The organism is Algoriphagus terrigena DSM 22685, assembly GCF_000429445.1.
Lineage (GTDB): Bacteria > Bacteroidota > Bacteroidia > Cytophagales > Cyclobacteriaceae > Algoriphagus > Algoriphagus terrigena.
Map to the genome: position 1 here is coordinate 40,288 of NZ_AUBW01000008.1, position 13,738 is coordinate 54,025.

Consider the following 13,738-nt stretch of genomic DNA (forward strand, 5'->3'; position numbering starts at 1 on the left):
ATCCAACAACAGCTCTATGAGGTGACGTCCGTCATGATTTTGCAGCAATTCAGTTCTTAACTTGCTTTTCAGATTGCCAAAATCCCCCCTTCATGCTTGAACTTTCAGCAATTGACTATGTAGCCCCTGGAATTATCGGAGTGTCGCTCTTTGTCCTTCTCATAGCGGCCTACGTCGTAGGATTTCGACTGAAAAAATGGAAACTCAAGCGAAATCCATCCAAAACGAACGACGAGTTGGGATCGATCAGTTCGACTTTGCTCGGCTTGCTCGCGCTGATTCTAGCCTTCACGTTTAGCATGGCCAACTCCCGATTCGACACCCGAAGAGAACTGGCTACGCAGGAAGCGAATGCGATAGGAACGACGCTCCTTAGAATGGGCTTTTTCCCAGACAGCGTCCAGGCCCCGATGAAGTCCAGTCTCAAGTACTACCTCGATGAGCGGATCGCCTTTTTTGAAGCCGGATCGGATGTCGGAAAAATCCTGTACCATTTGAAAAATTCTGATTCAACCGGAAAGGCGATTTGGAACCAGGCAACGGAGTTCGCAAAGTCGGATCCAAATCTGGTAAAAACCTCAGAAATCGTCCCCGCGCTCAATGACATGATCGACGTCACCACGTCACGCAAGGCAGCAGGGGAGGCAAACATTCCTCCCTCGATTCAGTGGTTTTTGATTATCCTTTGTATTTCCTCTACGGTTCTCCTTGGCTATGAGCGTAAAGACAATTTCGACTGGATCATTGTCATTGGATTTTCGCTGATGCTATCGATGACGGTCTTTTCGATCTTCGATCTGGACAGACCCCGATCCGGCTTTGTGACGCTTGACGAAGCAAATTCGAAGATCATTGAGTTGCGCGGAGAGTTTGATTAAGAGGTCAAATTCAGCTTTTCAACGGTGAAGAAAACATTGAGAGACTGGCCTTTATTTTCTCCAAGAAGTCCCAAACACAAAATAATACGCCCACTCCTCCGGCCCCCGTGCGATGTCAATGCCCATCCTCAGTTTAAGCTTCCTCGCAATCAGATACCTTCCACCTGCTCCGCCGGAAGTTTTCCAAGACTCGTCACCCCAAGAATCCTCCTTCAATACTGCTTTTCCTGTGCCGACAAATCCTACCACGCTGAATCTCGGGCTGAAGTCCCATCTCCATTCCGTCTCGGCCGTCGCGGTGGTGTTTCCTTGATAGCGTGCCACTGGTATACCCCGAAGATTCACAAAAGGAAGCACGTAAAACGGCGCATTGCCCCATAAATTTTGTGCCTCCACCCGGAAGCCAGAAATCAAGGTAGACGTGACAGGGAGCCAATAAAACGCTGTTGTACTCACCAACCCATAGCTATATTCACTACCCAGCCACTCGGCAGATGTACCGATCAGATTGGTCCAGTGCAGGCCCCGGTCAGGCGTAAAGATATTATCCCTCCCGTCATACTCAATCAGCACACTGGGACGGCTGATGATGGCACTGATCGCCTTATCATCGTGGAAATCGTAATTGGTGAGCCCGAGATCAGTTTTCAAAAACAAGTAATTCAGCCCCGCATACCAGTCACTTTTTCCAACCTGCTTGGTCAACTGACCCATGATGGGGATGGTTCGGATATTGAATTCAAACGTCCTTTCGCCCAACTGCTCAAATGTTCGGTAAAATTCCAGATTAACATCCGCATAGCCCGTGACTAGGCGATAGTTAGAGCGCCATTTTTTGATTACCCCGATGGCAGCTGCACCCAGCATCCAAGTACCGTTTACGGTCATTGCTCCACCCGCTCCATAAATGTTGGGCTTGACCCGAGTAAGGACCTCCTTTCCATCCACACTGTCCCGATAAGGCGTGTTTGGGTCTACGAATACTCCGAATAAGGCTCCTCCAAAGCCACCCAAAGCCGGCTCCGTGATGATAGAAGGAAAGGGGATGAAGCCATGTGCAGTCAAAACCCAGTCGCTGAGATCGAGCTTCTGATCCAGGGAATCTTTGAAAGACACTTTTTGCTTTTGCGCCAGCGCAATTCCCAATTGAAGTGAAAAAACGAAAAAGAAGAGGAGGGCTTTTTTCATGCTAAAAATCATTAGATAAAATATAATCCAATCTAAAAAGGGATCAGCATTCGACAAAAGGATTTTACAGGGAAAAAGAAAAGCCTTTGGTTTGTCTGAAAACCAAAGGCTTTGTAATCTAAGTCCGTCAAATCCTAAAAAGGATATTTGCCCTCGGCGATCATGTAGTCTGCGATCTGTCTTCTCAGTTCTTTGGTATTCACCAGATCTGCTTTGGTAAACCGTTTCAGGCCCATCAGCATGACTTTTTGTTCGTCTCCTTTGGTAAAAGAGCCAATGGCTTCTTTGGCAGCAATAGCAATCTTGTCCACCGCTTGGGAAAGGTAAACTTTCGCCATGGCGATCTGATGCGCACAGGCTTCTTGACCTTTCAGGCTCACGAGCTTCTCAGTTCGTAGGATTCCCGACTCCGCTGCGTAAATCTCAATCATCAGGTCTGCCAGGTTCATCATGATCTCCTGCTCGTCCTCGATGCGATCCTGCAAAGCAATCGCCGCCTTTCCGCCCACCATCAGGAATACTTTTTTGAGTTTCTTGAGGACTTCTTTTTCGGCTGCGAACAGCTCCGAGGTGTCAATGGTCTCGAAAGAAGGTACAGAAGTCAGCTCTGCGGAGACGGCCATTGCCGGTTCGAACAGGTTGATTTCGCCTTTCATCGCGCGCTTCAGCACCATGCCCACCATCAGCATCCTGTTGATCTCATTAGTACCTTCGTAGATTCTGGAGATCCTTGCGTCCCGATAGGCTTTTTCCATCGGTGCTTCTGCGGAATATCCCATTCCCCCATAGATCTGGACACCCTGATCCACTACATAGTCCAACACTTCAGAACCGTGGATCTTGGCAATCGCACATTCTATCGCAAATGCTTCCACGCCTTTGAGCTTGGCCTCGGCATCATTCATCCCGTCCGCAATGAGCGCATTGATCCGGTCGTCGATGTCCTGACCTGCTCTGTAGCACAGGGATTCAGAGACATAGGCCCGGGTTGCCATCTCTGCCAGCTTGGATTTGATGGCACCGAAGGTATTGATGCTCACACCAAACTGCTTCCGCTCGGTAGAGTAAGCGATGCTGCGGGAAGTAACGGTCCTCACCCCACCCAACACGCCCGCACCCAGTTTGACCCGCCCGATGTTCAGGATATTTACTGCGATCTTAAAACCATTTTGGCGATCTGAAAGCATGTTTTCTAGCGGCACCGGGCAGTCATTGAAAAATACCTGACGGGTGGATGAACCTTTGATGCCCATCTTCTTCTCCTCCTCGTTCATCGTGATACCACCAAAGGTCTTTTCGACGATAAATGCGGTCAGGTTTTTATCCTCGGCGATCTTAGCGAAAACGATAAACAGATCCGCAAAACCGGCATTGGAGATCCACATCTTCTGCCCGGTGATCAGGTAGTGTGTCCCGTCCGGTGAAAGAACCGCCTTTGTTTTCCCGCTGTTGGCATCCGAACCGGCATCCGGCTCGGTAAGGCAATAGCAGGCAGCCCATTCACCGGTTGCGAGTTTGGGCAAGTACTTTTGCTTCTGCTCCTCAGATCCATAGTACAGGATCGGCAAAGTCCCGATCCCGGTATGTGCTCCGTAGGTGGTAGAGAAAGATCCCGCTGCGCCAATAATATCCGCGATGAGCATTGAGGTGTTGAAGCTCATGCCCAACCCTCCGTATTGCTCGGGAACAGCCACTCCGAGTAGGCCCAGCTCGCCTGCCTTCTTGAAAATGGAAGGGACCAAATCGGGGTGCTTCATGCTGTCGATTGCCTCGGAATTCGGAGTGATTTCCGTATCGATAAAGTCCTGACAGGCCTGAGCCATCATTTTCTGCTCTTCGCTGAACTCCTCCGGGATGAATATATCCTGCGCGGAAGTTTCTCGGACGAGGAATTCACCTCCTTGGATTGCTTTGGTTAGTGTGGTCATATTGATTTTTTAAGATTTTAGAAACTAGACTTTAGATGTAAGATCCATCTAGATTTTGGAGTCAAACTTTAGAATTAAGGCGTAAAGCATTTTCTGTATTTCAGTGATTTCGGTGGTGATGAAATCAATTTTATCGAAATAAGTAAACTCGAGTTCTACGCTAACATAAAGCTGGGATTCGACTTCACAGATCGATCCATGCGCAATGCCAAGAAAATGCGCAAACTCCTTATCGGTACGCCTTCCACCGCCTTCTGCAATATTTGAAGGTACAGAGACGACAGCCCTACGTATTTGAGAAATGAGGCCAAACCTTTCCTCATTTGGAAAATCTGCAGTAAGCCGATAAATATGAGCACACAACCTAATGGCTTTTTTCCAAACAATTAGTTCTTTGTAGTTATGCATGGAAGTCCGGTTTAAAAGTGTAACTGACCTTGTGCCTGTCTTAGATCTTGTGTCTCTCGTCTTACTATTTATTTCAACAACTCGTAAATCCCTGCCACGCCCTGTCCACCGCCGACGCAGGCGGTGACCAAGCCATATTTTTTGTTTTGACGGCGAAGTTCATTGAAAATCTGCACGGAAAGCTTGCCTCCGGTGCATCCGAGCGGATGTCCCAAAGCGACCGCGCCTCCGTTGACATTGACGATGTCAGGGTTCATATCCAGCGACTTCATCACCGCCAGCCCCTGCGCAGCAAAGGCCTCGTTGAGTTCGACGAGATCAATGTCGTTCAATGTCAATCCAGCCTGCTTCAGGGCTTTGGGAACTGCCTCTCTCGGTCCGATACCCATGATGCGTGGATCGACTCCAGCGACGGAGTAGGACATCAATCTTGCGACCGGATCCAGATTGAGCGACTTCATCAGACGCTCAGACATCACCACCACAAAAGCGGCTCCATCAGAAGTCTGCGAAGAATTTCCGGCAGTCACTTGTCCGCCGTTTTTGAATGCGGGCTTTAACGAAGCTAAGACTTCCATGGTCGTTCCGGCGCGTGGGCCTTCATCCGTATCCACGGTGAACTTTCGGGTTTTCTTTTTGCCCTTTTCGTCCAGATAGGTTTCTTCCACCTCGACCGGTACGATCTCGTCTTTGAATTTGCCAGCTGCGATTGCCGCAAGGGCTTTCTCATGTGACCTGACGGAAAAAGCATCCGCTTCTTCGCGGGTGATGCTGTATTCTTTGGCCAGCTCCTCAGCAGTCAGTCCCATGCTGATGTAGTAGGAGGGATGCTCGGTTGCGATCTTGTAATTGAGGGCTGTTTTGTAGCCCATCATCGGTACCAAAGACATCGATTCCGTTCCGCCTGCGATGATGCAATCAGCCATTCCCGCTTTGATCTTGCCTACTGCCAAAGCAATTGCTTCCAGTCCTGAGCCGCAATATCTGTTGATGATGAAACCGGGATTTTCGATTCCAAGGGCCAAAAGAGAGATCATTCGTCCCATCTGCATGCCTTGCTCGGCCTCGGGAACGGCATTGCCGACAATCAGGTCGTCAACCATCTTGGTCTCGAGTCCCGGTGTGTTTGCGACCAAATGCTTGATCACATCAGCTGCCAGATCATCTGGCCGGTAAAACCTGAACCCTCCTTTTTTTGATTTTCCTACTGCTGATCTATATCCGTTGATTATGTATGCTTCCATGTTGTTGTCTAGTTATTTGCTTATTGAGTTACTTGGTACATTGTACTTCGTACTTTGGACATCAGTTTCTCAGCGGTTTGCCTTTGAACAAGATACTGTGAATGCGCTCCAAGGTCTTTTTCTCTCCAGTCAGACTCAAGAATGCTTCCCGCTCCAAGTCAAGTAAATACTGCTCGGTGACTTCGGTAGGAGAGGACAAGTCTCCGCCTGACATCACCCAAGCAAGCTTTCGGGCGATCTTGGCATCATGTTCCGAGATATAAGCGCCGTACTGCATTCCGGTGATTCCTGCTTCAAAGAGCGCCAGGGAGGTTTTTCCCAACACTTTGATGTTCGTCTGCTGCAGTGGCTGAGTGTAGCCACTTTCGCTCAATACCAAAACTTGCTCTTTCGCGTCGGCCAGTTGGCGCTTTCTGTTGATTGAAATACCGTCGCTCTTCCTCAGGTAACCCAGTCCCAGGGCTTCGTGTGCCGAAGTCGAAACTTTTGCAGTGGCGATGTTCATAAAGTACTCCTGAAGCTGATTAAGTTCGACATCTCCATTGATGATCGCGTTCGAAAACCGCAAGGTCATCTCCTTGGTGCCTCCGCCGGCGGGGATCAGCCCCACCCCAACTTCTACCAATCCCATGTACAATTCCGCATGCGCTTGCACATGATCAGAGTGAAGCGAGAGTTCACATCCACCTCCCAAAGCCATGTTGTGCGGTGCGACCACGACGGGAATCGATGAATATCTCGCCCGCATCATGGTGTTTTGAAACTGGGCAATCATCAGATTGACCTCGTCGAAATCCTGATCTCCGGCAAACATGAAAAGCATCGCGAGATTGGCGCCTGCGGAGAAATTTGCTCCTTCATTTCCGACGACCAAGCCTTTGTAAGATTTCTCTGCCATGCCGATTGCGGTGTTGATCCCTTCGATCACTTCGGCGCCCATCGAGTTCATCTTCGTGTGGAATTCCAGTCCGATGACATCGTCGCCCAGATCATAGACCGTAGATCCTGCATTTCCCCAGACCTTTTTACCCGCGGATTTGAGCGTGTCCAGGATGATGAAATCTTTGACACCAGGTACCTCAACGTAAGACTTACTTGGTATGTCGTAAAAGAGTTTTTTGCCGCCATCTACTTTGTAGAAAGTTTCGTTCCCAGCTGCAAGCATTTCGTGAACCCACGGAGCCGCTGTTTCTCCAGCTGCTTCCATTTTTTCGACGGTTTCTTTTACACCCAAGATATCCCAGGTCTCAAACGGTCCCAATTCCCAGCCGAAACCGGCCGAAACGGCCTGATCGATTCGGAAAAGTTCATCTGTAATTTCCGGAATGCGGTGGGAACAGTATTTAAACAAATCGTAAAACGAAGCGCGGTAAAACTCTCCGGCACGGTCATCAAAATTGACCAAAAACTTAATCCTTTTTTTGAGATCCTCGATGTCTTTCGAAGCTTCGAGCGCCTTGAATTTTGGTTTCTCTACGTCTTTGTATTCGAAGGTTTTCAGATCCAGTTCCTTCAGTTCTTTGGTTCCGTCCTTGTGACGGATCATCTTGAAATACCCCTGACCGGTCTTGTCTCCAAACCATTTGTTGTTGTAGAGCACCTCGACGATTTGGGGAAGCTTGAATTTGTCTCGGGACTCGTCATGGACAAGGGCTTTGTACAGGTTGTTGGCCACGTTCACCGTGGTATCCAGACCGACGACATCCATGGTACGGAACGTCGCGGATTTGGCCCTACCAATTATTGGTCCAGTCAGTTTGTCCACTTCAGAGACGCTGAGTCCCATCTTTTCGATGGTGTGCATCCCCGAGATGATCGCGTAGACGCCGATTCGATTGGCGATAAACGCCGGAGTATCTTTGCAAAGCACGGTCTCCTTTCCCAAAAACCGGTCACCATATTCCATCAGGAAATCGATGATTTCCGGTTTGGTCTTTGGCCCGGGGATGATCTCAAGAAGTCTCAGATATCGGGGAGGGTTGAAAAAGTGCGTTCCGGCAAAATTGAGCTGAAAGTCTTCGCTTCGCCCTTCGCACATCATGTGCATCGGAATCCCTGACGTATTGGAAGTAATCAGGGTACCGGCTTTTCTAAACTTTTCTACTTTTTCGTAGAGCGACTGCTTAATGTCCAAGCGCTCCACCACCACCTCCATCACCCAATCATAATCTTTGATTTTCGGCAGATCATCTTCAAAATTTCCAGTCGTGATCCTGCTGGCGAAGGCCTTGTCGTAGATCGCCGACGGGTTGGATTTCAGGGTGTTTTGAAGGGCGGTGTTGACGATCCGGTTGCGGACGGCGGGATGTTCTTTGGTCAGTCCCTTTTTCTGCTCTTCCTCGTTGAGCTCAAAAGGAACGATATCCAAAAGAAGCACCTGTACACCGATATTTGCAAAGTGACAGGCAATGCGCGATCCCATTACACCTGAACCTAAAATGGCTACTTTCTTAATGGTTCTGTTCATTATTTTGAGTTTTTGGTAGTCTCCTCCGCCGGGAGGAATATTGGTTTACAATTCAAATATGGGCTTGTTGACTTCATTGATGTTGACCTGGTCGATCACGAGCTGGATCTTTTCAAACACCTCGAAAAACGCATTCAGTTCCTTTTCGCTGACCAACTCACGGACTTGCTCATTGAAGTTTCTGATGGTGTTGACAGACCTTTCCTTTTTTTCCTTTCCTTCCTCCGTCAGAAAAATCCGAACCGAGCGCTTATCCAAGGGGTCGGCTTTTTTGAAAATCAGGCCTTTCTCCTCCATGGTTTTCAGCATTCGGGTGAGGCTTCTGGTCTCCAAACCAATCAACGGGGCAATCTTGGTTGCAGGAGTACCGTCCTTGGAGTGGATGTTGATCAGGACAAATCCAATCGCCGTGGTAAATCCCTCCTCAGCCGCTTGCTGATTGTACATCCGGGAGATGGCATGCCAGGCACTTTTGATATGATAGTCTACGGTCTCTTCTCTTTTCATGTGTTCATAACTGATTTTCATTGGCCATCCGGAATCTCGCAGATATTAAAATCATCACAGTGTGAGGCGCTGCCAACATGCTCGATTTCATGGCGATCAAAAGCTGAATTTGAGCAGACCTAATTTAGAGATATTTTGTATGCATGCATACTATTTCGCAAAAAAGTTATGCATGCATCACAAATTTAAAACTGTCAATACGATGGTTTGAAGAATAATAATTCATCATCACGCCGATTATGTCACGAAGTCCAAATAATCGTATCGATAAATCCACATCACCAAAAAGTAATTCTGAGATTAATTTTTCATAAAGAATCCTAAACCGGCAAAAAATAGGAAGTTAGACATGGTAGATTCCTTCGATTTCTTTGGAAAACTTCTGAGTGATGACTTTTCTTTTCAATTTCAGCGTTGGGGTCAATTCCCCCGAATCGATTCCCCAAGGTTGGTCCAGCAATTTGAACCGCTTGACCTGTTCCCATTTTGCAAAGTGCTTGTTCAGGTTGTCTACTTCCGACTGGTATTTTTCCTGAATTTCAGGCTTCAATACCATCTCAGCGTCAGAGGTGTACGGGATATCCTTTCGGCGGCAATACTCCCGGAGCCCATCAAAGCTCGGAACAACCAAAGCCGCCGGATAATTTTTGCCATCACCGACTATCATCAATTGTTCGATCAGCAGGGATTCCTTGAATTTGTTCTCCATCAATTGCGGCGCAATGTACTTTCCGCCGGAGGTTTTAAACATCTCTTTTTTGCGATCTGTGATCTTGAGGAATTCTCCGTCCAGCTCGCCGATATCTCCTGTGTGAAACCAGCCGTTTTGGAGTACCTCTGCGGTCATATCAGGCTGCTTGTAGTATCCTAGCATCACATTGGGTCCTTTGACGAGGATCTCGCCGTCTGAGGCGATTTTCACTTGCACGTCTTTTACTATTTTGCCGACATAGCCGATCCTTACCCCGTCGGTCGTTCCGTAGGTTGCTGAAACCACCGGTGAGGTCTCTGTTAATCCGTAGCCTTCACAGACTTTGATGCCCGCGGCCCAAAATACTCTGGCCAATCTAGGTTGAAGTGCGGCAGACCCAGAGTTGATCTGCATGATGTTTCCGCCCAATGCTTCTCTCCACTTCGAAAAGATCAGCTTGTTGGCCATTTTGAGCTGAAAATCATACCAGCCGCCCTTCTCTTCTGTAGGATCGTAGCTGAGACCCAAGTTTAGCGCCCAAAAGAAAAGCTGCTTTTTCACCCCGCTAAGGCCATATCCTTTTGCGACAATCTTGTCGTACACTTTTTCCAAAAGTCGCGGTACGGTATTGAATACATGAGGCCGGACTTCTTTCAGATTGTCCGAAATCTTCTCCATGCTCTCAGCGTAGTAGACTGAAAAACCAAGATACAGAAAGCAAAAAGACCCCGTACGCTCGTAGATGTGGCAAAGCGGCAAAAAGCTGAGCGCGGTTGACACGCCTGGAGGAGGCGTCATCCGGTCGGAGACAGCAAAGACATTGGACAGAATGTTGGCATGGCTAAGCATGACGCCCTTTGGTTTTCCGGTCGTGCCTGAGGTATAGATGATCGTAAAGAGATTCTCGTTTTTCACCCGGCTTTTGCTGTCTTCCAGTTTTGCCAGATCGCCAGATTCGCCCAATTCGACTAGAGATTTCCAATCTTCGACCCCATCCAGCGAATCAAAAGAATAAATAAGTCGCGTACCGGCAACTTCCGCTGCTTTGGCATAGATAGTCTGATCGCCCACAAAGATCATTTTCACCTCGGCGTGATCAAAGATATACGCGTAATCCTCCGTAGTGATGGTCGGGTACATCGGTACCGAAATGGCACCAAGCTGCTGCAATGCAAAATCCACAAAATTCCACTCGGGACGGTTTTCGGAAATAATCGCCACTTTGTCTCCAAATGAAATTTGCGAAGCCAGCAGTCCGAGACTCAGATTGTCGACGATCGTCTTTACGTCCCGGGAGGAATAGGTTTTCCAAGCTCCTTCAGATTTCTGAGCAAAAGCAATCTTCTTGTTGTAGGTAGAAATCTGATACGGGATCAGGTCAAAAAGGCGATTGAGCTCCATCGGTTATCTTGGGTTGTCTATTCTAATATTAGCCAATCCAAGACGCATTCACAAAAGCTATCCACACAATTCACAGGGTAATAACCTTATTAATTTATTTAAATAAATAAAACTATTAAGGTTATTAAGGCTGTGGATTTGTTGATAAGCCATTGATTAAAAGTTTACCACAATTTCTGTAGGTGTGAATTGATGTTCTTGACAAGTTATCAACCGTCTATCCACTTGTATGGTTTTGATATGCTGTCTTTTATGGAAAAGGTGAAGATATGGTGGATTTCTCCGAGTTTGCTGAATGTGGTTAAGTGGGGTGTGGATAGCTTCTCAGGTGAATGTGGACAAATGGATACTTTTCCCCAGAGAGATTCTTCCGAGGCGGGAAAGTCTCAGAATTGTTGACGGAGCTATAATTTTCCGGAGTTTTCATCCGAGTTGTCTACATTGATTTGGGGCTTTTCCACAGGCTCAATTTGATCTTTTGGAAGACCGGTAGGGTCGGATGCCCGTATGTTTTGGTCTTGAAGCGACCATCCACTTCTGATGATAATCGTTGGCTGTAGCTCTGCGTTTTGGAAATAAAAGACTCTTTCTGCCAGTCTTCTGTGTGCGAAATTGGATGGATCCCAGCGCCGGTTTCCGTTGAGATCTTCAATTACCCGGATTTTGAACGTTCCGGGTTCGACAAGTTTAAAGGAATAGGCGCTTGAATTCTCTAAAAATTGCTCCTGAATGAGCTCGTTTTTAGAGTTTAGCAGCTGCACAAGGAAGGGTGGTTTGGCATCAAGGATGTTTCCGGAGATTTCATCGGCGAGGCCCTCACGTTTTAGTTTCCTGTAATTGGCCGATAGGACTGCTTCATTTACTTGGTTTTCGATGTCGGTGAAGGTAGAATCGGCTGCTTTGATGGTAAAGACCTCTTGAGAAATTGAGTCAGGGACGCTCAAAAGGATTTTTAGAATGTCTCTTTTCGTGGAATCTGGGAAGAAAAACATCGATTCGGTGATAGGAATGGTCGATGCGGTGTCGTATGTCACATAGAGTGAGTCGGTATTGATTGACTTCAGTGGCTTGTTAAACTTCAGCTCTACCTCCAGATTTTGGTAGAAGTTTTTTCCAGAGTTGGCTGTCACCGTCAGTTTTTCAGGTTTCCGGTCTGATTCGGGAAATTTTGCCCAGAGCAATGAGTCCTTGGTATAGCCCACAGAATCTTTTAGACTGACCTGAAACGGGACGCTGTCGGTTTGTGCACCGGTAGCGTAGATCCTGATTCTTGAGTCCAGATTGGCATAGAAATAATCCTGTCCGAGCTTGTCGTTACCGAGTTCGGTTTCAATAGGACTCCGGTTTACGATGATATCGAAGTTTTGTCCAAAGGTGGCGGATCTTAGAATTCTTATGGGTGTTATATCGGCTTTAGACAGGTTGAACGTAATGTTTTCGATGTTCGAGTTGAGATTCAAGGTGTCCAGGAGGAAGTCATAATCCTCCGATTTGGCCTCGGCTTTCAGCGTTCCGTTGGTGTCTTTCCAGGCGTATGCGAGGTATTTTCCGTTTTTGATATTGGTGATGGTAAATGTGCCCGTGGTGTCTACCTGGCTTAGATAGTAGGGCTGTGCAGTCAATACATCCGTGGTGTCTCCAACGGGATAGATTCCGACAAGGACATCTTTGAGGTCGGTCTTCGAAAGCGGAAAATAGAAATTGACCTTTCCTGAGATACTCATGCTGTCTATGGAGTTTCCGGTAGAAAAAACCAGTTTGAGGTTTTCTGCTGGGTTTTCCTCCGAGATATCTACAATTGATTTTTGAAAATCAAACACGTAGGTGGTGCTGTCTTCGAGTTCTTGATTGAGTTTGATGGTGACCACATTTTTTAAAGCAGAAAACTCAACCTCATCTTTTTTGACCCTAGGCGTGATTACAATTCCTTTTGACGGATTTTCCAATTTGATGTATTCGTCAAAGGTGATCGTGATTTCGTCTGGCCTCGTGTTTAGGCTTTGGGTAGCTGGATTAGATTCTAACAGCACCGGCGGATCTTCATCCCTTGGGCCACCCGTGGGAGTACTTTGCTTAGCGCATGCAGCAAGGATCAAAAATGTGAGTCCGTATAGCAGTAATCTTAGCTTGTTCACTTCTTTTGGAAAACGAAAATATTGCTTGAAAATTGACCCGGTGAATTTGCAGAACGATTTGATTTGAGGCCATTGGCTATGGCCTTCGAGTATCTTGAAATTAAGGAAGAGGTTTTGTCGAGATATCCTTCGGATAGAAGAGAGACATAGAAACTGTCGAATTTCATCGGCTGTACTTCTTTTAATTCCAGTCCAAACTCCTCTCGATAACTTTCCATCGATTCCTTGGTGAAATGGTAGAGATGTCTTGGTACATCCCAGCCGGCCCAATACTTTCCATAGTTTTTGCCGTCCCAGCTTTCGTGATTTGGGACAGCAATCACTATGTAACCATCTGATTTTAAGTGATTTATGATCTTTTTTGATGTTTTTCTTAGATCGTGAATGTGCTCGAGAACATGATACAGTGTGATGATATCAAAGCTTGAATTTTTTTTGAGGTCGTCGACGGATGCTTGGATTTTGTTTTTGAGCTTTAGGTTAGCTTGGGTTCTCGCTTTTTCATTTGGCTCGACTCCGGCAACTTTCCAGCCTTTACGTTTAGCCGCGTTTAAGAATTCCCCCGTACCGCAACCGTAGTCGAGAAGGTTTCCTGTTTCTTTGAGCAATCCGATAGCTTCTACCTTCTTAGAAATACTGTAGTTTCTCACCTTTTGGTAGACCCATTGGGTTAAGTTTTTTGCCTTGTCCTCGTGGGAATAGTATTCCGGGAAATTATAGTAGGGACCAATATTCTCTTGACTAGGTCTTGGGTTTGTGAAGAGCAATTTGCAGCTAGAGCACTTGCAAAGAATGAAGGCTTCTTTGCTCACCGCATAGTCATTAACTTCGGAGTGGTTAAGAAAAAGCCCACTTTTGCAAAGTGGGCATTTACTAAGTCGTTCTAGCATT

Annotated in this window: 10 protein-coding genes; 1 reads left to right on the forward strand and 9 read right to left on the reverse strand. The window is 47.1% G+C overall.

Translation table 11 applies throughout. The features are described from left to right. The first annotated feature begins 92 nt into the window (after window positions 1–92). Window positions 93–878, forward strand: a complete 786-nt coding sequence (locus tag G459_RS28915) for a bestrophin-like domain (RefSeq protein WP_026967268.1) — start codon at window positions 93–95, stop codon at window positions 876–878. 51 nt (window positions 879–929) lie between these two features. Here the strand turns inward: G459_RS28915 and G459_RS0108500 are convergent, their stop codons facing one another. The 9 genes from G459_RS0108500 to G459_RS0108545 all read right to left on the reverse strand — a co-directional run bounded on the left by G459_RS0108500 (window position 930) and on the right by G459_RS0108545 (window position 13,737). Continuing rightward, window positions 930–2,066, reverse strand: coding sequence for a BamA/TamA family outer membrane protein (locus tag G459_RS0108500; RefSeq protein ID WP_051315139.1), 1,137 nt, complete (start codon window positions 2,064–2,066; stop codon window positions 930–932). Between the two features lie 134 nt (window positions 2,067–2,200). Continuing rightward, a complete protein-coding gene (locus G459_RS0108505; RefSeq protein WP_026967270.1) occupies window positions 2,201–3,994 on the reverse strand; it encodes an acyl-CoA dehydrogenase family protein in 1,794 nt (597 codons plus the stop codon). A 48-nt stretch (window positions 3,995–4,042) separates the two neighbouring features. Continuing rightward, complete coding sequence (locus tag G459_RS0108510; RefSeq protein WP_026967271.1) at window positions 4,043–4,402, reverse strand: four helix bundle protein; 360 nt, start codon at window positions 4,400–4,402, stop codon at window positions 4,043–4,045. Between the two features lie 68 nt (window positions 4,403–4,470). Continuing rightward, on the reverse strand, window positions 4,471–5,646 hold the full coding sequence (locus tag G459_RS0108515; protein WP_026967272.1) for a thiolase family protein: 1,176 nt from the start codon (window positions 5,644–5,646) through the stop codon (window positions 4,471–4,473). A 61-nt stretch (window positions 5,647–5,707) separates the two neighbouring features. Next, the gene (locus G459_RS0108520) at window positions 5,708–8,113 is read right to left on the reverse strand and encodes a 3-hydroxyacyl-CoA dehydrogenase/enoyl-CoA hydratase family protein (RefSeq protein ID WP_026967273.1); all 2,406 of its coding nucleotides are present in this window, start codon (window positions 8,111–8,113) and stop codon (window positions 5,708–5,710) included. Between the two features lie 45 nt (window positions 8,114–8,158). Further along, entirely contained in the window at window positions 8,159–8,620 is a 462-nt protein-coding gene (locus G459_RS0108525; RefSeq protein WP_035455512.1) for a MarR family winged helix-turn-helix transcriptional regulator, read from the reverse strand. A 343-nt stretch (window positions 8,621–8,963) separates the two neighbouring features. Further along, the gene (locus tag G459_RS0108530; protein ID WP_026967275.1) at window positions 8,964–10,712 is read right to left on the reverse strand and encodes an AMP-dependent synthetase/ligase; all 1,749 of its coding nucleotides are present in this window, start codon (window positions 10,710–10,712) and stop codon (window positions 8,964–8,966) included. A gap of 404 nt (window positions 10,713–11,116) precedes the next feature. Next, a complete protein-coding gene (locus G459_RS0108540) occupies window positions 11,117–12,847 on the reverse strand; it encodes an Ig-like domain-containing domain (protein WP_035455468.1) in 1,731 nt (576 codons plus the stop codon). Beyond that, complete coding sequence (locus tag G459_RS0108545; RefSeq protein WP_026967278.1) at window positions 12,844–13,737, reverse strand: class I SAM-dependent methyltransferase; 894 nt, start codon at window positions 13,735–13,737, stop codon at window positions 12,844–12,846. Before G459_RS0108545 ends, G459_RS0108540 begins: the two co-directional genes overlap by 4 nt. Window position 13,738: the final 1 nt, after the last annotated feature.

What these genes read in the sequence shown, in the direction of transcription:
- G459_RS28915 (WP_026967268.1), top strand. Translation starts at nt 93, where the DNA reads ATGCTTGAACTTTCAGCAATTGACTATGTAGCCCCTGGAATTATCGGA.
- G459_RS0108500 (WP_051315139.1), bottom strand. Translation starts at nt 2,066, where the DNA reads ATGAAAAAAGCCCTCCTCTTCTTTTTCGTTTTTTCACTTCAATTGGGA.
- G459_RS0108505 (WP_026967270.1), bottom strand. Translation starts at nt 3,994, where the DNA reads ATGACCACACTAACCAAAGCAATCCAAGGAGGTGAATTCCTCGTCCGA.
- G459_RS0108510 (WP_026967271.1), bottom strand. Translation starts at nt 4,402, where the DNA reads ATGCATAACTACAAAGAACTAATTGTTTGGAAAAAAGCCATTAGGTTG.
- G459_RS0108515 (WP_026967272.1), bottom strand. Translation starts at nt 5,646, where the DNA reads ATGGAAGCATACATAATCAACGGATATAGATCAGCAGTAGGAAAATCA.
- G459_RS0108520 (WP_026967273.1), bottom strand. Translation starts at nt 8,113, where the DNA reads ATGAACAGAACCATTAAGAAAGTAGCCATTTTAGGTTCAGGTGTAATG.
- G459_RS0108525 (WP_035455512.1), bottom strand. Translation starts at nt 8,620, where the DNA reads ATGAAAAGAGAAGAGACCGTAGACTATCATATCAAAAGTGCCTGGCAT.
- G459_RS0108530 (WP_026967275.1), bottom strand. Translation starts at nt 10,712, where the DNA reads ATGGAGCTCAATCGCCTTTTTGACCTGATCCCGTATCAGATTTCTACC.
- G459_RS0108545 (WP_026967278.1), bottom strand. Translation starts at nt 13,737, where the DNA reads ATGCTAGAACGACTTAGTAAATGCCCACTTTGCAAAAGTGGGCTTTTT.